Annotated in this window: 22 protein-coding genes and 1 pseudogene; 5 read left to right on the top strand and 18 right to left on the bottom strand. The window is 45.0% G+C overall.

From position 1 onward, the window contains the following. Positions 1-270 precede the first annotated feature (270 nt). From acnD to Nant_RS14705, 5 genes are all read right to left on the bottom strand, one after another. Positions 271-2,880 carry a Fe/S-dependent 2-methylisocitrate dehydratase AcnD gene (gene acnD, locus Nant_RS14685; protein WP_054342411.1) on the bottom strand — a complete coding sequence of 870 codons (2,610 nt, stop codon included), beginning with the start codon at positions 2,878-2,880 and terminating at the stop codon, positions 271-273. Positions 2,881-2,960: 80 nt separating this feature from the next. Further along, a complete protein-coding gene (gene prpC / locus Nant_RS14690) occupies positions 2,961-4,091 on the bottom strand; it encodes a bifunctional 2-methylcitrate synthase/citrate synthase (RefSeq protein WP_054342412.1) in 1,131 nt (376 codons plus the stop codon). Between the two features lie 96 nt (positions 4,092-4,187). Beyond that, positions 4,188-5,078: a methylisocitrate lyase gene (prpB, locus tag Nant_RS14695; protein WP_054342413.1), complete on the bottom strand. Its 891-nt coding sequence runs from the start codon at positions 5,076-5,078 to the stop codon at positions 4,188-4,190. Beyond that, entirely contained in the window at positions 5,071-5,784 is a 714-nt protein-coding gene (locus Nant_RS14700) for a GntR family transcriptional regulator (protein WP_054342414.1), read from the bottom strand. The genes prpB and Nant_RS14700 overlap by 8 nt, the downstream gene beginning before the upstream one ends. Before the next feature lie 125 nt (positions 5,785-5,909). Continuing rightward, complete coding sequence (locus Nant_RS14705) at positions 5,910-6,788, bottom strand: alpha/beta fold hydrolase (RefSeq protein ID WP_054342415.1); 879 nt, start codon at positions 6,786-6,788, stop codon at positions 5,910-5,912. Between the two features lie 148 nt (positions 6,789-6,936). On the opposite strand from Nant_RS14705, the gene pabB reads away from it, so the two are divergent. Further along, positions 6,937-8,319: an aminodeoxychorismate synthase component I gene (gene pabB, locus Nant_RS14710; RefSeq protein ID WP_054342416.1), complete on the top strand. Its 1,383-nt coding sequence runs from the start codon at positions 6,937-6,939 to the stop codon at positions 8,317-8,319. Between the two features lie 198 nt (positions 8,320-8,517). On the opposite strand, the gene Nant_RS14715 is transcribed toward pabB, so the two are convergent. Then, positions 8,518-8,706, bottom strand: a complete 189-nt coding sequence (locus Nant_RS14715; RefSeq protein ID WP_054342417.1) for a DUF2986 domain-containing protein — start codon at positions 8,704-8,706, stop codon at positions 8,518-8,520. Positions 8,707-8,787: 81 nt separating this feature from the next. Further along, positions 8,788-9,153, bottom strand: a complete 366-nt coding sequence (locus Nant_RS14720; protein WP_054342440.1) for a YacL family protein — start codon at positions 9,151-9,153, stop codon at positions 8,788-8,790. A 262-nt stretch (positions 9,154-9,415) separates the two neighbouring features. On the opposite strand from Nant_RS14720, the gene Nant_RS14725 reads away from it, so the two are divergent. The 4 genes and pseudogenes from Nant_RS14725 (at position 9,416) to Nant_RS14735 (ending at position 12,840) form a co-directional block, all read left to right on the top strand. After that, complete coding sequence (locus Nant_RS14725) at positions 9,416-10,744, top strand: D-serine ammonia-lyase (protein WP_054342418.1); 1,329 nt, start codon at positions 9,416-9,418, stop codon at positions 10,742-10,744. 101 nt (positions 10,745-10,845) lie between these two features. Next, positions 10,846-11,062: pseudogene (locus Nant_RS21985) on the top strand (sodium:alanine symporter family protein); the annotation flags it as partial. 209 nt (positions 11,063-11,271) lie between these two features. Next, positions 11,272-11,619 (top strand): MGMT family protein, encoded by a 348-nt coding sequence (locus Nant_RS14730; RefSeq protein WP_082400297.1) that lies wholly within the window; start codon positions 11,272-11,274, stop codon positions 11,617-11,619. A gap of 81 nt (positions 11,620-11,700) precedes the next feature. Next, the gene (locus Nant_RS14735; protein WP_054342419.1) at positions 11,701-12,840 is read left to right on the top strand and encodes a sensor domain-containing diguanylate cyclase; all 1,140 of its coding nucleotides are present in this window, start codon (positions 11,701-11,703) and stop codon (positions 12,838-12,840) included. On the opposite strand, the gene Nant_RS14740 is transcribed toward Nant_RS14735, so the two are convergent. From Nant_RS14740 to Nant_RS14790, 11 genes are all read right to left on the bottom strand, one after another. Beyond that, positions 12,830-13,378 (bottom strand): hemerythrin domain-containing protein, encoded by a 549-nt coding sequence (locus Nant_RS14740; protein ID WP_054342420.1) that lies wholly within the window; start codon positions 13,376-13,378, stop codon positions 12,830-12,832. The genes Nant_RS14735 and Nant_RS14740 overlap by 11 nt on opposite strands. 179 nt (positions 13,379-13,557) lie before the next feature. Further along, positions 13,558-14,154 carry an HAD family hydrolase gene (locus Nant_RS14745; protein ID WP_054342421.1) on the bottom strand — a complete coding sequence of 199 codons (597 nt, stop codon included), beginning with the start codon at positions 14,152-14,154 and terminating at the stop codon, positions 13,558-13,560. A gap of 5 nt (positions 14,155-14,159) precedes the next feature. Continuing rightward, entirely contained in the window at positions 14,160-14,969 is an 810-nt protein-coding gene (locus tag Nant_RS14750; protein ID WP_238377154.1) for an AlbA family DNA-binding domain-containing protein, read from the bottom strand. Positions 14,970-14,977: 8 nt separating this feature from the next. Beyond that, positions 14,978-15,364 carry a hypothetical protein gene (locus Nant_RS14755; RefSeq protein WP_054342422.1) on the bottom strand — a complete coding sequence of 129 codons (387 nt, stop codon included), beginning with the start codon at positions 15,362-15,364 and terminating at the stop codon, positions 14,978-14,980. 75 nt (positions 15,365-15,439) lie between these two features. Further along, entirely contained in the window at positions 15,440-18,070 is a 2,631-nt protein-coding gene (gene pepN / locus Nant_RS14760) for an aminopeptidase N (protein ID WP_054342423.1), read from the bottom strand. 13 nt (positions 18,071-18,083) lie between these two features. Beyond that, complete coding sequence (locus tag Nant_RS14765; RefSeq protein WP_054342424.1) at positions 18,084-18,914, bottom strand: DUF2797 domain-containing protein; 831 nt, start codon at positions 18,912-18,914, stop codon at positions 18,084-18,086. A 12-nt stretch (positions 18,915-18,926) separates the two neighbouring features. After that, entirely contained in the window at positions 18,927-19,193 is a 267-nt protein-coding gene (locus Nant_RS14770) for a YeaC family protein (RefSeq protein ID WP_054342425.1), read from the bottom strand. Between the two features lie 28 nt (positions 19,194-19,221). Further along, complete coding sequence (locus Nant_RS14775; protein WP_054342426.1) at positions 19,222-20,058, bottom strand: rhomboid family intramembrane serine protease; 837 nt, start codon at positions 20,056-20,058, stop codon at positions 19,222-19,224. Between the two features lie 24 nt (positions 20,059-20,082). Continuing rightward, positions 20,083-21,060, bottom strand: a complete 978-nt coding sequence (locus tag Nant_RS14780) for a metallophosphoesterase (RefSeq protein ID WP_338011162.1) — start codon at positions 21,058-21,060, stop codon at positions 20,083-20,085. A gap of 1 nt (position 21,061) precedes the next feature. After that, a complete protein-coding gene (locus Nant_RS14785; protein WP_054342427.1) occupies positions 21,062-21,943 on the bottom strand; it encodes an NAD(+) kinase in 882 nt (293 codons plus the stop codon). Positions 21,944-22,013: 70 nt separating this feature from the next. Beyond that, complete coding sequence (locus tag Nant_RS14790) at positions 22,014-22,877, bottom strand: 1-aminocyclopropane-1-carboxylate deaminase/D-cysteine desulfhydrase (protein WP_054342428.1); 864 nt, start codon at positions 22,875-22,877, stop codon at positions 22,014-22,016. Positions 22,878-23,238 lie beyond the last annotated feature (361 nt).

A 23,238-nucleotide genomic window follows, 5' to 3' on the forward strand; every position in this document is an offset into this window, starting at 1 on the left:
TGTTTATTTGGGCCTGGAATTAACTAACACCACGGCTCAGAAAAACCTTAATAACATCAACTGCACCATTATTTTTCTTTTAGTGGTCTGACAGCCATCTGGTTCAACAGACGTTGTTAAGGGCTTTCTTGTTCTTAACGTTGTGCTTAATATTATTCTTTATATTGTAAGTAATACCGGTATGCGTTGTTCTTTTTACAGTTCGCTGCCACTACAGCAAACTGTAAACCACACAGAACAACGCTTACCGGTTACACACAGATGCGATACTTAAGCGTTACCTTCCAGGAAATCCTGAGCAAAACGTTGTAGCACACCACCAGCGTTGTAGACATTAACTTCAGCAGCCGTATCCAAACGACAAATCATTGGCACTTTAACCGTTTCGCCATTGGCACGATTAATAATGACATTAAGCTCTGCACGAGGAGATATATCACCTTCTACATCAAAGGTTTCTGTACCATCAATAGCATAAGTCTTACGTGTCTCACCCTCTTTAAACTGCAGTGGCAACACACCCATACCAACGAGATTAGTGCGGTGAATACGCTCAAAGCCTTCAGCCATAATCGCTTCAACACCCGCCAGGCGTACACCTTTCGCAGCCCAATCACGTGATGAACCCTGACCATAGTCAGCACCCGCTACAATAATTAACGGCTGCTTACGCTCCATGTAGGTCTCTATCGCTTCCCACATGCGGCTCTCTTTGCCTTCTGGTTCGATACGTGCCAGTGATCCCTGCTTCACTTCACCTTTTTCATCGAGGCACATTTCATTCAGCAACTTAGGGTTAGCAAACGTTGCACGCTGTGCCGTTAGATGATCACCACGGTGCGTTGCATAAGAGTTGAAATCTTCTTCCGGTAAACCCATTTTGGCGCAATATTCACCGGCAGCACTAGATGCCTGAATTGCGTTTGATGGAGACAAGTGATCGGTTGTGATGTTATCGCCAAGCACAGCCAGTGGACGCATACCTTTCATCGTACGCTCACCCGCTAAAGCACCTTCCCAATAAGGGGGGCGACGGATGTAGGTGGTCTGTGGACGCCAGTCGTACAGCGGGCTTACAGCCTTTTCTACCGTCCCCAAATCAAACATCGGGATGTAAATCTGGCTAAATTGTTCCGGTTTAACGGCCTTGGCAACGATCGAATCGATCTCTTCATCGCTAGGCCAGATATCTTTCAGAGTGATCGGGTTACCGTCTTTATCAGTCCCCAGTACATCTTTCTCGATATCAAAACGTATAGTCCCTGCGATTGCATACGCTACTACAAGGGGGGGTGATGCAAGAAAGGCTTGCTTCGCATACGGATGAATACGACCATCGAAGTTACGGTTACCGGACAGTACGGCCGTGGCATACAGATCACGATCGATGATCTCTTGCTGAATCACAGGATCTAACGCGCCACTCATGCCATTACAGGTAGTGCAAGCGTAACCAACAATACCGAAGCCCAGCTGTTCCATCTCAGACAGCAAGCCTGCTTCTTCCAGATACAGCTTGGCAACTTTAGAACCGGGTGCGAATGACGTCTTAACCCAAGGCTTACGGACCAGGCCCAGCTCGTTGGCTTTCTTAGCCACTAAGCCAGCAGCCACTACGTTACGTGGGTTAGAGGTGTTGGTGCACGAGGTGATTGCCGCGATAATTACCGCGCCATCAGGCATCAGGCCTGCTTCTTCTTCAGCCTTAGCAGCCGCCAACATCTCCTCGCTAGCGATACCGCGCTCTTTCAGCGCAGAGGTTGGCAGGCGGCGATGCGGGTTAGATGGGCCAGCCATATTGCGGACAACAGACGACAGATCAAACTCTAGTACGCGTTCGTATTCAACGTTTTCAAGATCGTCCGCCCATAGGCCTGTGAGCTTAGCGTACTGCTCTACGAGAGCAACCTGCTCAGGTTCACGGCCCGTCAGCTTCAAATAGGCAATTGTCTGTTCATCGATGTAGAACATACCTGCAGACGCACCAAACTCAGGCGTCATGTTGGAGATAGTCGCGCGATCACCGATAGTCAGGTTTTTAGCGCCTTCACCGAAGAACTCCAGGTAAGCAGAAACAACTTTCTGGTTACGCAGGAATTCAGTGATAGCCAGTACGATATCCGTAGCAGTAATACCAGGCTGACGTTTACCCGTAAGCTTCACACCAATAATGTCAGGCAGGCGCATCATAGATGGCAAGCCTAGCATGACGGTTTCAGCCTCAAGCCCACCCACACCAATCGCAAGAACACCTAATGCATCTACGTGAGGGGTATGAGAGTCAGTACCTACACAAGTATCCGGGTAAGCAACACCGTCACGCGCCTGGATTACCGGAGACATTTTTTCCAGGTTAATCTGGTGCATGATGCCGTTACCGGCGGGGATTACATCGACGTTGTCAAATGCAGTCTTACACCACTCGATAAAGTGAAAACGGTCATCATTACGACGATCTTCAATCGCACGGTTTTTTTCGAATGCATCCGGGTCAAAACCAGCAGCTTCAACGGCCAGAGAATGGTCAACGATCAGCTGAGTAGGGACCACAGGGTTTACTTTAGATGGGTCACCACCTTGTTCAGCAATAGCATCACGCAGGCCTGCCAGGTCAACTAAGGCGGTCTGGCCTAAAATATCATGGCAAACAACACGTGCAGGGTACCAAGGGAAGTCTAACTCACGCTTGAATTCAATAAGCTGCTTTAGCGAGTCAGTCAACGCTTCAGGCTCACAGCGACGTACAAGCTGTTCTGCTAACACGCGAGAGGTATAAGGCAGTTTTGCATAGGAACCCGGCTGAATATCTTCGATTGCAGCACGCGTATCAAAGTAATCCAGTTTTGTGCCCGGTAATGATTTGCGGTATTCAGTATTCATAGCTTACTCCTTCGAGTAATGTTCAGAGAGGTAAAGCAGGCACAAACAATGCCCACTCCCCTGTTAATCAACGCTCAAAATCACCCGCGTTTTTCGATATCAACCCATTCAGCACTGTCTGGACCGGTATAGTCAGCAGAAGGTCGGATAATTCGGTTGTTAGCACGCTGTTCTACAACATGCGCCGTCCAGCCTGCTACACGGGAACAAACAAATATCGGGGTAAACAACTGCGTAGGAATACCCATAAAATTGTAAGCAGATGCGTGGAAGAAATCGGCATTACAGAAGAGTTTTTTCTCCCGCCACATAACCGCTTCAACACGTTCCGATACGGGGAAAAGTACGGCATCGCCGGCCTGCGCAGCAAGCTTACGCGACCATTCTTTGATAATCGCATTTCGTGGATCCGACTCGCGATAAATCGCATGGCCAAAGCCCATGATTTTATCTTTACGCTCAAGCATACCCATGATTTCAGCTTCTGCTTCATCAGGCGTTTTCCAGTCTTGAATCATATCCATGGCGGCTTCGTTAGCACCACCATGCAAGGGTCCGCGCAGTGTTCCTATTGCCCCTGTTACACAGCTATGGATATCCGACAGCGTAGAAGCACAGACACGCGCAGAAAAAGTAGAAGCATTGAACTCATGCTCTGCATACAAAATCAGAGAGGCATGCATAACATCCACATGCAATGGGTCTGGCTTTTTACCATGCAGGGTCCATAAAAACTGCTCACCGATAGAATCAGCACCCGTTTCTACTTCGATACGCTTGCCATGATGACTGAAGTTATACCAATAATTAATCAAACCCGGAAACACAGCCAACATACGATCAATATGATCGTGCTGCTCGGAAAAGTCTTTTTCTGTTTCCAAATTACCCAGCATTGAACAACCCGTACGCATAACATCCATCGGATGAGCATTGGCAGGAATCTGTTCCAAAACCGTTTTCAGCGCTTCAGGCAAAGCGCGCATGCTTTTCAGGCGTACTTTGTAGGCATCCAGTTCAGTCTGTGTTGGCAATGCGCCGTATAACAACAGATAAGCCACTTCTTCAAATTGAGCCTTGGCGGCTAATTCTTTTATGTCATAACCACGATAAGTCAGACCTGCACCGGTTTGACCCACAGTACAGAGTGCCGTTTCACCAGCAGATTGACCACGCAGGCCTGCACCACTTAGTTTGTTCGCTTCTGCCATCCGGTTTCTCCTTCTATCGCCGGGAGGATAAACACCCTCCCGTATCAGTTTATTTCTAATTATTAGGGTCGATTTAGTCATTCTTTCTGAACAGAGTTACTTGTTTTTGCCTTCAGCAAAAAGCGCATCTAATTTTTGTTCAAAATCATGATAATTCAGGAAATCATAAAGCTCCATGCGTGTTTGCATAGTATCTACAACAGCTTTCTGATCACCATCACGCAGTAGTGCTTCATAAACATTCAGCGCGGCTTTGTTGGCTGCACGAAAAGCTGATAACGGATACAAAACCATTGAAGCGCCATTGGCTGCCAGCTCAGCGGTATTAAATAGTGGCGTCGCACCAAACTCAGTGATATTTGCCAGCAAGTGACCGCCATTAATGCCATCAGCAAATGCTTTATAATCTTCGAGTGTATGCACCGCTTCAGCGAAGATACCATCCGCACCGGCTTCCAGACATGCCTGCGCACGATCGACAGCAGAGTTCAGACCTTCCATTTGGAAAGCATCGGTACGCGCAATGATAAAGAAGTCATCATCGGTTTTAGCATCAACGGCCGCTTTAACACGATCAACCATTTCCTGAGGGGAAACGATCTCTTTGTTCGGACGATGCCCACAACGTTTCTGAGCAATCTGATCTTCAATATGAACAGCGGCAGCACCCGCTTTAGTCATCTCTTTAATGGCACGAGCAATGTTGAATGCCCCACCCCACCCTGTATCGATATCCACCAACAAAGGTGTTTCAACGGCACTACTGATGCGGCGAACGTCTTCCAGTACATCATTCATGGATGTCATACCCAGATCAGGTAGGCCATATGATGCATTAGCAACACCACCACCCGACAGATAGATAGCTTTGTGGCCTACACGCTCTGCCATCATCGCATGATAAGCGTTAGTAGTGCCGACAATCTGTAATGGTTTTGCTTCTAGTAACGCTTTGCGGAATCGACCGCCTGCAGTTAGTTTAGCCATGTTTTTCACCTTTGAGGTCAATTGCTATGTTCAGTTTCTCTTCAATGTTTTTACGCGCAGCACTGATATGCCGGCGCATTAACATCTCTGCGAGTTCAGGATCCCTGGCTTCAATAGCATCAACAATTTGTCGATGCTCCTTGAGTGCACGTATGGGACGAGAACTCGATACACTGAACTGATAACGGTACATACGTACCACGTGGTATAGATCACTGCCGAGTAGCTCTAACAATGTCGCGTTTTTGCTACCCTGCACAATTCGATAATGAAAATCCAGATCGCCCTCTTTTTGAAAGTAAGAGCGACCTTCCAGTTCTTCGATTGAGAGCTCGTGCTCATCAAGCAATACTCGTAAATTGGCAATTTCTGCGTCAGTCATAAACTCCGCCGCCATGCGGCAAGCCATGCCTTCTAATGCTTCCCGTACCCGGTAAATTTCGACCAACTCTTTAGCACTGAGTTTAATAACCCGGGCACCAACATGAGGTTTGCGTTCGATCAGCCGCAACCCTTCAAGTCGCCTCATTGCTTCACGTAGTGGGCCACGACTAATACCGTAAATACGCGCCAACTCAGGCTCACTGATCTTCTGCCCTGGTGGAATGTCACCAATAACAATGGCCTTAATTATTTGCTCGCATACTTTGTCGGCCAATGTACGAGGTACTCCCGGAATATCGCTCACATTCAGTCTTCCTGTCATTACAATCTATCTTTAGGATTGTCGACAATCTTTATTTAAACTAACGATAGCGCGTGTTTTAAGGCACGTCAACCGAATAAAAGAAGAAAGTTGTCAACACAATACAAAAGTTTAAGGAGTAACCCCTACTGTTTTTTTACGTCTGATGCCCGGTATCTAAGCACCTCTTCCGTCATAATTCTGGCAATTTGTCGCGGCTTCTGGAACGGCAGAGAGTGATCGGTACCGGGTATCATAAAGTAATGCCAGTTAGGTAAGCCTTCCGCCATATCACGATGATATTGATGCATCAGGTCAACACTTAAGCCGCCAATAAAACTTGAAACGTCACCCTGAGCGGCGACCAGTGCTTCACGATTAATACTATTAATGGCTGCGGTTACACAATCTAACGCATGCGCAAAACCCAGAGGCCGCTGCCCCAAACGTGATGCCGTTAAATCATCCACTTGCACAGACACCCTGCGATGTGGCGAAATAGTATCCATAAAGTTGCGGATTCCTACGTGCCCGTTATCACTGCGCAGATGCCCTGCAGCCTCACTGTACTGTTGACGCAGCAGTACAGTGCTATCCCAGCAAGGCCGGTCCAACAATGCAGACTCCAATAAAAACTGCTTTTGCACCCGGTCCGGATGCTGCTGCTTAAAAAGCATGCACACCATCCCTCCTAATGAATAGCCGCCAAGATCAAACGTCCACCATCCCAAATGATCGACGAGTGCATTCACATCAGCCACCAGCATTTGCGCACTAAAGCCATACTCTTGGCGGTCAGGGTAATAGGTATCCCCCATGCCCCGCTGATCAGGAATCAATATTTCCTGCCATTGTGTTAGCATTGATGAGATCAACATCCAGGTATCCATTCCTGCCACGCCAGCGCCGTGCAATAACACCAGCCTTTTACCATTCTCTACAGTCGGGTTCTTATAAACCCGATAGGTAATCACCTGATCCGCTAAATGAAGCTCTCTAACACTGACATTCTGGCTACCTCGCATGCGCTTTTTATTCTCCACTCTACATTGTCGACAATTTATTATACGCCATTCACTGATGCGTGCGGGATACGAAAAGGGTAACTCTCGCTATCCTTAAGTAGGATGCGTAAAATGCAGATCTTTTTATTGCTTCGCGAGGCTCATACGGGTGCTTAACAGAGTTACTCTTTCATATCAGGTCAGTACAACCTGCTACTTTGAACGTATCAGACCCTTGGGCAATGCTATTCTATTAGATAGCGGCAAACCTGATAGTGAACGAGGACGCTTCGATATATTGGTAGCAGCCCCTGTATGCCAGCTAACGTACCATCGTGGTGCTTTATCCGGCATCAACCTGCCTATTAGCGTTTCAGCCAATACTGACCCGTTTGTTGCATTACAAGACTTATACTCCCATTCATGCCCAACATCGCCCTGTCCGCCCTCAGAGCTGCCGTTCTGTGGTGGTCTGGTCGGACATTTTGGCTATGATCTGGGACGCGTTATCGAGAAGATACCTACACAAGCCCTCGACGATACCCTTTTACCCGAGATGCAGGTCGGTCTTTATAGCTGGGCTATTATCATCGATCATACGGCGCAAACAGCCTGTCTGGTTGGCTCTCATCTGATCAACAATACCGCACTTAACGCACTAGCAGAACAGATTGCCGACATGCCGCCAGCGGCAACTACAAGCCCAACGAAACAATTTTGCCTGACGTCTGAATTTTCCAGCAACCTGACTGAGCCGCAATACCATAGTGCTCTGAGTCGCATTGATGACTATATCCACGCAGGCGATTGTTATCAGGTGAATCTGGCGCAACGTTTCAGCGCACACTGTCAGGGAGATCCCTGGCACGCTTATAAACAACTTCGTAGCGCAGCCTCTACCCACTATGCGGCTTATTTTGATACTGAACATGGCGCGGTACTATCACTGTCACCGGAACGTTTTTTAGCCACCGATCGACAGGGTCACGTCATCACTCAACCCATCAAAGGCACACGCCCCAGAGGCGCGGATGACGCTTCGGACCAGAAACTTGCAGAAGAGTTGAAGCATTCAGAGAAGGACCGATCCGAAAATGTGATGATCGTCGATTTAATGCGTAATGATCTGAGTAAGGTGTGTCAACATCACAGTGTTAAAACACCCTCACTGTTTACCATCGAGAGTTACAAAAATGTACATCACTTAGTCAGCACTGTGACAGGCACACTCAATATCGATCAATCACCCATTAGCCTTTTACGGCATTGTTTTCCGGGTGGGTCTATTACCGGTGCTCCAAAAATCAGAGCCATGGAAATTATTGATGAGCTGGAACCACACCGCCGCAGCATTTATTGCGGCAGTATCGGTTACTTGTGTTTATCGGGACAGATGGATACCAGCATTACTATTCGTACCTTACTGGTAGAGAATAACGAAATTCACTGCTGGGCAGGTGGCGGCATCGTCGCCGACTCGATCAGCGAAATGGAATATCAGGAAACGTATGACAAGGTCAACAATCTGCTATCTACATTGGAATCAATGTAATCTATTAGCGTAAAACTAACGCGGTCTAACTGCGGTGACATAATCGACACTCAGAACCTGGTCCAAATGAAGAACGCAGCCTAGACACATTAAGAGAGCGGGACAACCCTCTTATAAATGCTTATTTTAGTGCATTTAACCTGAACGCTAAGCTTTTTAGTTTTCACTGACCGTGCTTTCTCTTTCACTACATTTCAACTACATGCCTTCTTCTGCACTACTTTCCTCTGCACTATTTTCTGCTTCACTATTTTCGGCAACCTGGCTTTCTATCTTCGCTCGCTCTTCTTTAGAAATGTAACGAGGCTTGCTAGTACTGTGCAATTTACTATTCGCTTTCTTAACTCGCTTGGTATGAATTTCGTTAAGCTTTTTCTTTCTGTTCATAAGATATATACGACTTTGCCATAAAATTTATAAGATTGATTGTAAAACTAATCGACGCAATAAGGTAATCAGTAACGTATGCTATTCACCAACAAATTCCCGCCAGGATAACAACGCTTCTTTAAAGTCCTGCAACCCACAACCCGCATAAGACTCTTCATCATAAAGATTTGTCTCTTCGGGTAGCTCATCATCCATATCAAGATCCAGCACTAAAGCAAGCACCTCGATCTCATATTGATTAAGCCGTAGCTGAAACTCTGATCCACGCTGCTGATGCTGACCTATCATACGCTGTTCTAACTGTTCGATGATGCCCAAAAGAGTGTCGATTTCATGCTGATTTGCTCTTATCTCTTCTGACATCCACCGACCTATCGCTTCAGCCCCCATAGAAAACTTTGCAACGGGCCGGCCTATATCATCAACAGTAAATTCGTAATCCACAGCGCTCTCTTGTTTTGACGTTACATAATGGACGCGCATTCTACCTTAATATGCCACACAAATATGCCACACAAGAAAGCTCTAATGAATGCTTAACTTATTGTGACTTTTTCAGAAACACTTCCTATCTCTAACAACGAATCATGTAACGCCTTAATTCTTGGATTAGCCACTCTAAACCATAGATAAAAAATAATCGTTTGATATACCTCCTTGCTCAGCACAAAATGACGTCTTCTGATTTTAAAAACGAATAGATACCATGACACCACTCTTTGATCCCGCACTTAAAGAGCAACTGAGTACTGCAGCCTCTTTTTTATGGTTAAACCCAGCTTATCGTAGCAAAATGGATAAGACCCGGCAGCCATTATCCATCGATGATATTAAATCGGCTGATTTACGCCTGCACCGTTTTGCTCCACTGCTACAAAAATTATTCCCCGAACTTCAACAAAGCCATGGCCTGATAGAATCAGAACTTCAAGCCATCCCGAACATGCAACACGCTGTGTTCCCTGAATTGCCCGGTAAATTGATGATAAAGGCTGACCACGCATTACCTGTCGCGGGTTCAATCAAAGCGCGAGGCGGTATTTATGAAGTACTTTGTCATTGCGAATCCTTAGCCTTAAAACACAGCATTTTGAGCAGCACCGAGGATAACTACCTGAAGCTGATTGATACTGATGCACGTGAAATATTCAGCCGCTACAAAATCGCCGTAAGCAGCACCGGAAATCTGGGCCTTAGCATTGGTATTATCAGCTCAGCGTTAGGCTTCAATGCAACTGTTCACATGTCAGCAGAAGCGAAGGATTGGAAAAAAAAGCGACTACGTGAGCGAGGCGTCAGTGTCATCGAACACAGTGACGATTACAGTGCCGCCGTCACAGCAGGACGACAACAATCAGAGGCCGACCCATTAAGCTATTTTATTGATGATGAAAATTCATCTCAGTTATTTACGGGTTATGCCGTGGCGGCTCTACGTCTAAAAGAACAATTAAAGGCACAACAGGTTGCCGTCGATGCCGAGCACCCTCTGTTTGTATATCTGCCCTGCGGAGTCGGCGGTGCTCCTGGTGGTATTACTTTCGGCCTTAAACAAATATTTGGCCCATACGTACATTGCTTCTTTGCGGAGCCAGTTCAAGCACCCTGCGTATTAATCGGACTGCAAGCTGATTCAGAAGAGACCTTACTCAGTGTTTACGATGTAGGCCTGACAGTGACAACTGAAGCTGATGGGTTAGCTGTGAGTAAAGCTTCAGCCTGGGTTTGCTCGGTCATTAAGAACATCTTATCCGGTGTATTTACCGTCGAAGATAACAGCTTATTCCGCCATCTTTACCAGCTCTATCTACATGAGAATATAACATTAGAGCCCTCTGCAGCAGCAGGTTTCTCTGGCCCGGAACATATTATTCAATCAGAAACGGGAAGACGCTATCTTGAACAGGAAAACCTACTTGGGCACCTAGATAAAGCAACTCATCTTATTTGGACGACCGGCGGATTATTTGTACCGCCAGAAGAGATGAAAAAATCCCAACATTATGGGCAACAGCTAATAGAGAACAATAACTGAAAAATCTCATCATAAAACACCCATAATTCATAAAAACCATCAAAAACAATAAAACTTTTGAAGGAGTTTACATGGAAGGAATTACGTCAATCATAGGATAAATTAATAGCATTGCATGGGAGACCCCTTCATGCTGATGCTGATTCAGGGTGTCGGACTTTTTCTGATGCTTGGTTTACGTGTAATGCGAATCCTGAAACCAGGAACTGGCTTCAAGCTACTTCTCTAAGGTCGCAGCACTAAGAAAGGCGAAGAGAAGGGAGATGAATATCACCCTTTCAGACTCTGAGGACAGCGCTCCCTGCTACCGTGGGTACCTTTATTGGCCATCGTTCATCTAGGCGCTGGTTTGGGCTCTCCTGCTTCCATCCCACGAATTTCAGCCATATAAGTCAACAGCGTTAAAGATGTCCGGGCCTTTTAGCCCGGACATCTTCCAATTTAGATTGATGTTCCCAGTATAAAAATTTAAATTAGATTTGAAGCAATTCATTTATTAAATATATACAAATGGTTCCGTATTACACATGAAACAAAAACTAGAGTCGATTACCCAACCAGACGACGCTTTCCCGACGTACGATGAAGCTATCTGGACTACTGTTGGGTATATTCCTAAAGGTAAGGTAGCGACGTATGGATACATCGCCGCACTCGCCGGATTCCCCCGTACAGCAAGAGCTGTAGGGCGAGCATTATCAAAACTGCCGGATAACACGACTATTCCCTGGTTTCGAGTCATTAACGCAAAAGGCGTAATATCATTCCCTATTGGTAGCGAAAAGTATGGGTGCCAGAAACAAAAGCTGTTGAACGAAAATATTGTATTATATAACGGAAAAATTAACTTAAAACGATATCATTGGGAAATATGATCAACGCTGCTCTGAATTAACACTTAAGCTCTATGATTATGTGTCGATAAATAAATATATCAGTTTCAAAAAATGCAGAATATGGATAAAAAATCACTCGAATCAGACAACATAGAATTGAAACGGGCTCTCCGGCTTACGGCTAAAAAAATTGAGCACAACGAAACGATTCTAAAACGCTTCTTTGATGTTGAGTTACGCTTACTTGCCTGCAATAAACTCTCAGACTTACTTGATTTACTACTTAACCATTTCAAAGAGACATTCCGACTATCTGCTGTCTCGGTGTTCCTTTTTGATCCAGAACAGATTGCACTAGATTTATTGGATGAGATTCCTGCCACTGACCGCAGCCGAATCAGGCTGGAACCGGATCAACGCCTGTTACGCCAACTCTATCCAGACCACAGACTCAAGGCAGGTGAAATTGATCAAAATATTCGTAACATAATCTTTCCTGACAACCCTTATATTCTCAGTGTCGCCATGCTGCCTTTGATCCGACAAAACTGCTTGATCGGTAGTCTTCATTTCGGCGCTCAGGATATTCATCGCTATACAGTAGATTACCGTTATGATTACCTCGCACACCTGTCATCCGTCATTTCAGTGTGTATCGAAAACTGTGTTAACCATGAAAATCTGCAACGACTCAGTATTATCGACATGCTGACAGGCGCACATAATCGACGTGCTTTCGATATAGAAATAGTCCGCGAAATCACACGCTCTGATCGCACCCATGAGCCGCTTAGTTGCTTATTTATCGATCTGGATTTTTTCAAAAAAGTAAATGACACTTATGGCCACCAGACAGGAGACAGGGTACTCAGAACGATAGGTCAATTATTAAAACAACAATTACGTAAAACAGATCTGGTGGCCCGCTTTGGCGGAGAAGAATTTTCTATTTTGTTACCAGGTTGCGCCAAAGAACAGGCCGCTTCTGTTGCCGAAAATATTCGGCAAAAAATTGCAACTCAGATTTACCGCAGCGTAGAAGGTACGCCCTTTCGCATTACAACGTCTTTAGGTTATTCAACCTACCTACCCGATCAGACACAATGCGCCAAGAATCAAAAAAAACAAGCAAGTCTTTTACTTCATTCATCCGACGAGGCGCTTTACGAAGCCAAGCGCCTAGGGCGAAATCGTCTATGCTATAAGGCATGCGCTAAACCAAGCCCAAGCAGCTCTATAACAGAGCTGATTACGAATTAATATCCCGCATTAACTCAACATATAGTGCTTTATATTCTTCAGCCTGTTTTTCGCCAAACAACGGATCACTTTCAACAGGAAGCTCTTTTTCAACTTTTTCCCAATCTGCGTTAGTAGCGACATGATCTAACACAGGAAAAATTTCAGTTTCCTCAAAATTAATATGCACTTTTTCATTAATAACAAACGCAGCTAATTGCTCAATCAAATCATTCATAGGCACGACAGCATCATGCAAAATACCATCAATAGTATTGAGTAACGTTTGAGTACTACCCTTTAACACGCGATGCTGGTCTTCACACTGCGACATAACATCATCTAACTCATTGCTACGACCCTTAAAAAAGGCATACATTTTATCCTCTCTAGGGTGATGATAACCTTCAGCATATTTTGCTATATAGCCAACCACATCCGCCATTAAATTAAAATTCGGCCGACTTCCTGCTTTAAGCTTAATAACTTTTTTATCCAGAATCTCAAGTAATTTATTAAGATTCACGTGATCTTGATGTAACTCGGATACAAGGGTCATATCAGTTCCTCCCACTTAATATATTTATACTATAACGCAGACTTTACCAATATTTTTAACAAATGTTTAAAAAATGATCTCTGTTTATACTTTATATCTATAAATAAAGTCAGATAAATTAGATGCAGAAAAACTGCACTGGTTATCATTCATAATGAGTAAGTATTGATATTGTCTGTTTAAATAAATTCAAACAATTTGGATAAAGAGTTAACACGATAGTCTGTTAACTCAGGCCATTGCAAATTTTCATCTTCACTGACATGAGCTGTTTTACAACCGGCTGCGCGTCCTGCCAAAAGATCAAATTTATAATCTCCGACCATAATGACATCAGAAGGAGACACATCCCATAGAGAGATAATTTTTTGTATCCCATGAGGCTCGGGCTTAGGCTCCGCCTCGTCACGGCCCACAATACATTCGTCAGTAAAGTGATGGGACAAATTCAACATGGATAAGGACAACTGCGTGAACGCTTTAGTATTACGGGTCACAATACCCATGCGACAACCTTTTCCTGATAACACATCCAGCAACTCATACACTCCTGGAGCAGATTTCGCTTGCAACGCATAAAAGTGCTCAAGCTCATCAAGACGGGCTACTTTTATGCTTCGCTGCTGATCAGACAAAGCTGCCAAATGTTGTAAGATATCCTCGTCTAGCGCAACCCCCAGCTCTTTTCGGATAAAATTAAAATCATGCACTGGCTGGGTTAATGTGCCATCAAGGTCAAAAATCCAATACTTACAATGTTCTAAAAATAGGGTCATTGTGATTACTTCTCAGAAGTAGAGTCAGAAAAACGTTGTAGTAACTTATCAACTTTACTTTCTAACCGTTTTAGTGTGATTCCACGCTGCTCGAAATTGGTATCAGCCAATAAAAACCGTTCCAACTTACCTAAACTATCCTGACTATCCTTAAGCGTTTGCAACAGGTTTCGCGATCGTTTTTTAGTGCTATCAGTTATTCTTCCCATCCGCCCCAACGTCCGCTGCAGCTGACTATCAAGATCATGTATATGCTGTGCGACCGCTAACATATCGCTACTTAATGACTGGTTGATACTACCGACCTGATCTTCCAGCTGAGAGACCGCTGTTCTGAATCGGGACAAAAACTTATCCCCTTCGCTATCCATAAAGAGCAATAGCAACTCTTCCGGATAAAGAGCACGATTACGACCTTCCGCCCTGATGGAGTATTCTCCACGGGGAGAACAGTAAGGCTTTAAATGCCCGGACGGTACTTCGATCCTCATAATCGACTTAACTTTAAGGTTTTCTATATAAATCTGTACATCAACGTTTGGATAGCAATCGGTTGCTTTGTTGATAACCATCAAACGCGCATTATCATCCACTTCGCAACCAACAACTTTACCTCTTTGCAAGCCATCTACTGTTGTGTATTCATCCACCCCAATAAGCAGCGTCCCACCATGAGGCGCGTTGGCTAACGCCACAATGTCACTACTTTTAACACCACTGACTTCACGTTTAAAGTCAACATTAGCGGTTTCAGTGGATGACAGCATCTGACGCGTACGCTTAGTCAGATGCTGATATTCACGCTTAACCGGCATCGGATCATTTACCGGTAGAGGTTATCATTAAAAGGATCTAAAGGTGTTTCAAGCATTTGATCATCACGAAAATACAAAATACGCCCTTCAAATTTTAACCCTTTGCTGGCAAACCAGCGATCAGTACTTTCTCTACCCTCTTCCGCCGCGCCAACTTTCATTGAAGCCATCAAAATACGATAGAAATATAAACCAAATAACGCCGCCGATGCGCCCAGAAAAAAGTCAGACGCCAGAGCAAATAATAAGGTGATCACGCCAGCAAGCCACACACGGCTCGCTCGTACCTGTTTAGAAATTTCATTCGCTACTTCATATTGATCCTGATATTTGAGATAACGACGAAAATTTTGTTGTAAGTTAAACTTATCTTCAGATGACAGCTTTCGGTCCATCAGCACACCTATAAATTCAGTATTGTTTATTAATTAATAATCTATTCAGACAAACAAATCACTAAAATAGTTCTATCACGCCAGACTTTTACTCACAACCTCAAATACATCCCGCGAAAGATCTCCGCTATCCGTAATACGCTGCAATTCTTTACGCATTAGCCCCTGTCTATCAGCACTGTAGCGCTTCCAGCGTGTGAGCGGAGTCACTAAACGTGACGCTATCTGTGGATTCAGCTTATTCAGCACGATAATCTGATCGGCTAAAAAACGGTATCCACTACCATCGATTGCATGGAAATTTACCGGATTCTGCGCACAAAAGCTTGCGATTAAGCTGCGCACTTTATTCGGGTTACGCATGTTAAAGGCTTCGTGATTCATCAGCGCTTCAACGTGAGTCAACACACCTGCTTGCGGATTCGAAGCCTGCACTGACAACCACTGATTAACCACTAACGGCTCATCAGACCAACGCTGATAAAACTGATCAAGGATAACCTCTCCCGCTTTCTGATAACCCGAATGCACCACAATATACAGAGCAGCCTGGCTATCCGTCATATTATTGGCCTCATGGAACTGTTTCAGTGCCAATTCAAGGAAGTCCTGCTTCCCTGTTTCCATCAGGTAACTTAAGCAAACATTGCGCAACGAACGGCGGGCAATGCTAGCCGCATCGGGAGAGTAGATATCTTCTAATGTACACGCCTGGTAGCTTGCTACAAACTCGGCTTCAAGCTGAAGAGCCAATTGCTGGCGGACAAACTGACGTACCGTATGGATAGCATCCACATCAATCACGTCTGAGAGTTCGCTTATATACGCTTCAGAAGGAAGACTCAGCACCTTAGCGACCATGGCTTTATCTAAATCAACGTTAGCTAAAACTACTTTAAAGGCGTCGCCTAGTTGTGAATCCAGCACTAATTCCCTGCCGTGCTGAAAATCTTCGATTAAGGCTTGAAGTATATTCACGGCCAGTTTCTGAGCCGCTTCCCAACGGTTAAAACCGTCACTATCATGGCTCATAAGAAACGTCAGATTATCCCGTGTATACGGGTAATGCAGCTTAACCGGTGCTGAGAAACCTCTCAGTAACGAAGGTACCGGTTTTTCAGTAATACCGGTAAATTCAAATGTCTGCTCGCTATCGTGCAACTCCAACACCTGTGTTGTTTTACCATTAGGTAAGACCAAATCTTCCCCCTCGCTATCAAGCAAGCCGATAGCCACAGGAATATGGTACGCTGCTTTTATAGCTTGTCCCGGCGTTGCAGGGCATGACTGAGCAACCGTAAGACGATAGGTTTGCGAAGCAGCATCAAACTCATCTGACACCGCCAAAACCGGTGTTCCCGCCTGATGATACCAATTTCTAAACTGCGTCAGATCACGCCCTGAGGCATCTTCCATCGCCTTAACAAAATCTTCTGTGGTGACTGCCTGGCCATCATGCCGTGAAAAATACAGATCACTGCCCTGACGAAATGCGTCTGCACCCAGTAACGTATGGATCATACGTACCACTTCAGCGCCTTTCTCATAGATCGTCATGGTGTAAAAGTTTGCAATTTCTATAAACGATGCAGGAAGAATAGGATGTGCCATCGGGCCGGCATCTTCAGCAAACTGAGCTGTCCTTAATACGGTCACATCTTCTACACGTTTGACCGTAGGCGAATTCAGATCTGCCGAAAATTCAGAATCACGAAAAACCGTAAAACCTTCTTTCAAACTCAGTTGAAACCAATCGCGGCATGTAACTCGATTACCTGACCAATTATGAAAATATTCATGCGCAACAACGCCTTCAACGCGTTGAAAACCTAAATCTGTGGTCGTATCCGGACTGGCTAAAACACAGGATGTATTAAAGACATTCAAGCCTTTATTTTCCATCGCGCCCATATTGAAGAAATCGACGGCAACGATCATAAAAATATCCAGATCATATTCACGCCCATAAACCTCTTCATCCCAGCGCATGGCATTTTTCAGAGACTGCATGGCGTAATCGAGCTTATTCAGATCTTTATTAGCAGCATAGATATGCAGAGCAACATCACGACCACCAGAGGTTGTATATTGATCTTCCACACGCTTCAGATCACCCGCCACCAAAGCAAACAGGTAGGCAGGCTTAGGGTGCGGGTCTTCCCATGTAATCCAGTGGCGACCATCATCTGCTTCACCTTGTGCAACAGGATTACCGTTAGATAACATCACAGGGTAGGCTGTTTTATCCGCTTCTATCGTTGTAGAAAAAATCGACATCACATCAGGCCGATCGAGATAAAATGTGATGCGTCTGAAACCTTCAGCTTCACATTGTGTACAGTAAATACCATCTGAACGATATAAACCTTCCAACGCCGTGTTCTGATCCGGATCTATCTCAACAACCGTTTCCAGAATAAATTCATCAGGAACGTGTGAAATTTCTAAGCCTTGATCGTGGCGCTTATAATCTTGCTCATTCAGCACTTGATCATTAACGGATACGCGACATAAACGTAATGCTTTATCGCCCTGCAGTTCTAGTACGCGAGTCTTCTGATGACTGTCGGGATTGCAGCGCATCGTCAGACGAGCTTTTACCAATGTTCGCGACGCTTCAAGCTCAAAACGCAGTTCTGTATGATCAATAAGAAAAGCAGGCACCTGATAGTCTTTCAGGTAAATCGCTTCTGGTTGCTTTGTCATCTGAAATTAACCTCTACTCTGAACTGAGTTCTATCTGATAAGACGTATATTTGCGCATATTTATAACACCAGTATCCAAGATCAGGTACTGACCTTTAACACCCAGCAATACACCTTCCGCTTCTGGTATTTTATCTAAATTATGGGTTACAACTTTGACTGGGTACTGAATAACAGGGTATTGAATATTCAGTTGTGTCGCATCAACTATCGGCTGAATCGCCTGTAATCCATGAATGTTTTGTAAATCAGTTATTTTTTCAGCACATTTTTCAAGCAATTCATCACGCTTACTTTCAAGATCAAGCAACTCTACTTGCCCTTTAAGCATGGCTCGCCAGTTAGTACGGTCAGAAACATGTTCTCCGTACACGCGCTCAACCAAACCAGACTGAAAACGTGTCTGCACTCGGAAAATGGGCAATGCCTGTACCGCACCCTGATCAATCCAGCGCGTCGGTGTTTGCGTGCCGCGTGTAATCCCGACCTTCACTCCAGAGGAATTAGCCAAATACACGATATGCGGCACAAAACAGTGACTCTCACCCCACGCAGGATCTCGACACGTGCCTTCCTGAAAATGGCACTTTTCCGGACTCATTATGCAGGTATCGCACTGCGGCAAGCGTGTAAAACAAGGGTAACAGAACCCCTGACTAAAACTTTTTTTGGTTTTTCTACCACAGTGCAGGCAATTAATCGCTCCGAGGAACTTAATATTAATCTTCTTTTCCAGCAACTGATTAACGGAAATGATTTCATCACCCAAAGCGAGCTTATATTCGATGGGTTCAGCCAGTTCAGAGCGCATTTTACTTAGTGCGCCACTACCTAATATTTGCATGTAAAGTTCTTATTAATGAGTATTAAGGATTTTTAAAACAGCAGGCTCAAGGGGATCTGAGCCATGCCGGACACCGTCTGACTTAGTTCGATCAATAAAGCCTGTACGCTGATCTTCTGGCAAACATTGCTGATCATAGGCAATAACGGCACGCATACAGATGTCACGCTGTTCAACTGTCAATTTCTGACCTGTGGGCCATTTACCCAGTTCAATCGCGCGCTTAAGTGACACGTGAACCTCCGGCGTCATGGAATTAATGAGTTCTTCATATTTCACGGTAGCATCCTCGTAAAAAATCAGATTATCAGATAGCCGAGGCTTGTCTGAAAATCATGCGTATAAGGGGCACTGCAGACAACCCGGCAATGAGCCCGGCAAGGTGCGCAGTATTCGCAATGGAACCAAAGCCAAGGACTTCCAACAAGCCGGTATAGCCGAGAGCAAGCCAGAACACCATAAAGATCATGAGTGCCGGAGGAAATCCAAACAAAGGCACAGGTGCTAGTTTATCCCATAACCACGTGTAGGCAAGGACGGCAAAAACAACACCTGATAGCCCGCCAAACATTGGCCCGGAAATCCAGAACTGCGCAATATTAGAGACAACCGCCGACCAGATAACAATGACTAAAAAAACCATCCACCCTTGTAACTGCTCTATTCGCCGTCCAATCACCCACATCCATAACGAATTAAACAGAATATGCGGCACATTGAAGTGCATAAAAATAGGAGTAACAAAGCGCCACAGCTCAAACGAACGAAGCGAATCCTGTAAATGGTTCTGCCCTTCTACACGAAAATCAGTAATCGTTAACCAGTGCATCAAGTCAGTCTGGCTACCAAAACCAATCCCCATGGTGATCACGGCACTAATAACCAACAAACTAATGGTCAGAGGAAAGTCCAGCGGATTAATACGCTGATGCAGCGGGCGCTGAACCTTGACTTCACTTATATCAGCCCCACTAAGCCATTGATCATAGATAAATCGCACTTTATCCGCGTTAACATCACGCGGCACCCAGAGTGACTGAGCTTGTTCATCCTCAACAATGCGGTGCGGGATCTCGTGCTGCCAGAGAAACTCAGCAAATTCTTTTAAGTCGACACTCAGTGATACTTCAAACACTTTAATCATAAGTTTTTAATAATCCGGCACGTACTACTCTGGTTTTTTTATTTCTGCTCGAACATCGATCCAGACAAATTTATCAGAGCGTAACTCTCTTTCATGATCATAACGATACGCTACTAATTTTCCGTACTTAACGGCACTGTAGTCCAGACAAGCGATATTTGTACTCACAGGCCTTGGCTCACCCTCACACCAATAATGGCCAATAAACAACGGTTTTTGCGTTTCATCATAATGAACAAGATCCTGACGATTATGCGCTGTCAGTGGCATTCTGGCGACATGTTCAGGTAATGGGTCCGGCTGAAATGCCACATCAATAAATAGCTGCGGCTCAACGGACCAAAATTTAGTCCTGAAGAAATGACGTTTAAAACCATCGCGACTCACCATCACTTCATTATTAGGCAATTTTAAATGTGTTCCGCGCAACAATCGATCCATCAAAACCCACTCAAAAGTATCAGGTATGGAGGAGCGGTGCAGGAAATCATCATTAATCCGATTGCCTCCCATCATCTCTTTAAATTGCGTAATTAACTCATCATGCCAACAGGCATGCACCACCCGAAAGTCATCCATTTCAAGAAAGAGAGGCATTTGCTTCATCCACTCAAGAAATTCACGCTTATCGTGCGGATAAGGGTCTAACTGCTGCAGGGTCTCCTGAAGTATGCGTCGATGCCGTTGAGTATGCTCGCGCAGAAAAGGGTGTATTTCAGGCGTGCGACTAGGCGTACAGTAACAAAGCAGATTGTATTCGTGATTACCCATAACGATCTGAGCGTGCCCTGCCTCTACCATATCCCGGACAATATGCAGCGCTTCACGAATATGCGGCCCACGGTCAACAATATCACCTAAAAAAATCATCTGTCGACGTGGATGAAAATAGGTACCGTCTCTTTTGCTATAACCCAGACGTGCAAGCAACATCCGCAGACTTAAACCGCATCCATGGATATCCCCTACCAGGTCATAACCTTCAAAGCGTCTAATGGTCACATTATCTCCCAAGTTTCGTACCCCACCCTAACTTCTCTCGACAGGTACGATAAAAATCATAATTCAGTGGGTGCAGCAACTTGAGTTTGTGTGGTTTTTTATGAATGGTAATGACATCACCGGGAGCAAGGCTAATATTGATCTGACCGTCACACGAGACGATTGGATACGTCTCATTAGCTTCGCTAATTACCAGTTTTAGCTCACTGTTACCATCTACTACAATAGGCCTGCTGGAAAGCGTATGCGGGAACATCGGCACCAACACAATGGCATCCAGCTTTGGATGCATAATAGGCCCTCCGCCAGAAAGCGCGTAAGCCGTGGAGCCAGTGGGCGTCGATACAATTAAACCATCTGATTTTTGAGTATAAACAAACTGACCTTCAATATAGAGTTCAAACTGAATCATACGTGTGGCTTTACCCGGATGCAGAACGCAGTCATTCAGTGCGGTCCCCTCTCCGATAGGTTCACCTGCGCGCTTGACAATCATATCCAGTAAAAACCGACTTTCGACGGTGTACTTTCCTTCAAGCACTTCTGTTACTTTGTCCTCAATTTCATTAGGAGAAATATCGGTCAAGAAGCCTAGATTTCCACGGTTAACACCTAATACGGGTACATGACATTGCGCTAACGCCCGCGCCGCGCCTAATAAACTCCCATCGCCACCTACGACGATAACCAGATCACAGATCTCGCCCATCATTTTTTGCTTACAAATTTGCTGACCATGCCCCGGCATCATTTCGGCATTACGCTCATCAAGAATCGTATTTAAGCCACGATCTTGCAAAAAACGCATCAGATGTTTCAACGTATCAATTGCCGTTTTACTGCCTAAGCGACCGATTAAACCGATATTGCGAAAATGATCCATACTTTACCTTTTATACGCTGACTATCTGAACAGGATAATAACTACATGATTACCGGCTTAGTCGAAGTTTTCAAGCACTTACATCAACCGATCTACGCCCCTGCAGCCCTCCCGTATGTAACAACGCCACAGTAGAACCCTTGGGATAAGCATTCTGATGCACTTTTTCTATAAATCTTCGCATCATTTTTGAGGTATAGACCGGATCAAGCGGTATTTGGTGATCCTGCTCTAATCGTAACCACGCCTCCTTGTGGGCGCTATTAATTTTCCCATAACCGCCGTAATGCGCATCAAGATCCAACGTCCATAAACACTGAGCTTCAGCGCCAGCAGCAAACAGCAATTGTTCAATATCCTGGTAAAGAAACCCTGCGCCTTTCAATACCGGGTAACCTTCAACCCTGACATGCCCCTTCGCTGCGCTTAACAACCCCGCCAAGGTCCCTCCTGTACCGCAGGCACAGAGCAACACATTCAGCTCGGGAATTTGATTTTGCACTCCAGCCATCAACTCTGCAACACCTCGCAAAGCCAATGCATTAGAGCCGCCTTCAGGTATCAAAAAGCCCGCGCCAACCTTAGCGCGCAATGTTGCTACCCAATCGGGGTTATGTCGTTCGCGATAACTCGCCCGATCTATAAAATGCAGTTGCATTCCCCACTCCCGTGCATCAGCCAGCATAGGATTAACCACTGACTCGCCACGAATAATACCGATGGAATCCAATCCAAATGATTTTGCCGACCAGGCCAACGCGTGAATATGGTTAGAGTAAGCCCCACCAAAACTGATAACACGCGAATAACCTTGCTGACGAGCCGCTCTAAGATTGTATTTAAGCTTGTACCATTTGTTACCGCTAATCTGCGGATGAATCTGATCCGTACGCACCATTAATACACGCAATTTTTTTTCAGTAAAAAGAGGCATATGCAAGTGCTGGATAATCAACGGGGCTTGTGTATCAAAAATATCGATAACTAAGGTTCCTTCCTGATGAACAAGGCGTCATCCGGCTGCAATAAAAAACAGTGGCGTCACAAGGGATGTCATGATTGATTACAAAGAGAGCAATTATAACAAGAAAGAATTAGTAAGCAGGCAGACTGTTAATAACAATTATGCGTACAACCCAACTAACACTCGTTGCTACATAGCCTGAATTGCTGGACACATGAGTAATTATTAAAAACGAGGAACAATATAACAAGCAGAGAATAATGGCAGGAGATAATAATAATCATGGTGGGCGTGGAGAGGTTCGAACTCCCGACATTCGCCTTGTAAGGGC

The organism is Neptunomonas antarctica (assembly GCF_001305295.1).
GTDB classification, from domain to species: Bacteria; Pseudomonadota; Gammaproteobacteria; order Pseudomonadales; family Balneatricaceae; genus Neptunomonas; species Neptunomonas antarctica.

Excerpts from the sequence above, each read along its gene's own strand:
- acnD (WP_054342411.1), bottom strand. The coding sequence starts at position 2,880 with ATGAATACTGAATACCGCAAATCATTACCGGGCACAAAACTGGATTAC.
- prpC (WP_054342412.1), bottom strand. The coding sequence starts at position 4,091 with ATGGCAGAAGCGAACAAACTAAGTGGTGCAGGCCTGCGTGGTCAATCT.
- prpB (WP_054342413.1), bottom strand. The coding sequence starts at position 5,078 with ATGGCTAAACTAACTGCAGGCGGTCGATTCCGCAAAGCGTTACTAGAA.
- Nant_RS14700 (WP_054342414.1), bottom strand. The coding sequence starts at position 5,784 with ATGACAGGAAGACTGAATGTGAGCGATATTCCGGGAGTACCTCGTACA.
- Nant_RS14705 (WP_054342415.1), bottom strand. The coding sequence starts at position 6,788 with ATGCGAGGTAGCCAGAATGTCAGTGTTAGAGAGCTTCATTTAGCGGAT.
- Nant_RS14715 (WP_054342417.1), bottom strand. The coding sequence starts at position 8,706 with ATGAACAGAAAGAAAAAGCTTAACGAAATTCATACCAAGCGAGTTAAG.
- Nant_RS14725 (WP_054342418.1), top strand. The coding sequence starts at position 9,416 with ATGACACCACTCTTTGATCCCGCACTTAAAGAGCAACTGAGTACTGCA.
- Nant_RS14730 (WP_082400297.1), top strand. The coding sequence starts at position 11,272 with ATGAAACAAAAACTAGAGTCGATTACCCAACCAGACGACGCTTTCCCG.
- Nant_RS14735 (WP_054342419.1), top strand. The coding sequence starts at position 11,701 with ATGGATAAAAAATCACTCGAATCAGACAACATAGAATTGAAACGGGCT.
- Nant_RS14740 (WP_054342420.1), bottom strand. The coding sequence starts at position 13,378 with ATGACCCTTGTATCCGAGTTACATCAAGATCACGTGAATCTTAATAAA.
- Nant_RS14745 (WP_054342421.1), bottom strand. The coding sequence starts at position 14,154 with ATGACCCTATTTTTAGAACATTGTAAGTATTGGATTTTTGACCTTGAT.
- Nant_RS14750 (WP_238377154.1), bottom strand. The coding sequence starts at position 14,969 with ATGCCGGTTAAGCGTGAATATCAGCATCTGACTAAGCGTACGCGTCAG.
- Nant_RS14755 (WP_054342422.1), bottom strand. The coding sequence starts at position 15,364 with ATGGACCGAAAGCTGTCATCTGAAGATAAGTTTAACTTACAACAAAAT.
- pepN (WP_054342423.1), bottom strand. The coding sequence starts at position 18,070 with ATGACAAAGCAACCAGAAGCGATTTACCTGAAAGACTATCAGGTGCCT.
- Nant_RS14765 (WP_054342424.1), bottom strand. The coding sequence starts at position 18,914 with ATGCAAATATTAGGTAGTGGCGCACTAAGTAAAATGCGCTCTGAACTG.
- Nant_RS14775 (WP_054342426.1), bottom strand. The coding sequence starts at position 20,058 with ATGATTAAAGTGTTTGAAGTATCACTGAGTGTCGACTTAAAAGAATTT.
- Nant_RS14785 (WP_054342427.1), bottom strand. The coding sequence starts at position 21,943 with ATGGATCATTTTCGCAATATCGGTTTAATCGGTCGCTTAGGCAGTAAA.
- Nant_RS14790 (WP_054342428.1), bottom strand. The coding sequence starts at position 22,877 with ATGCCTCTTTTTACTGAAAAAAAATTGCGTGTATTAATGGTGCGTACG.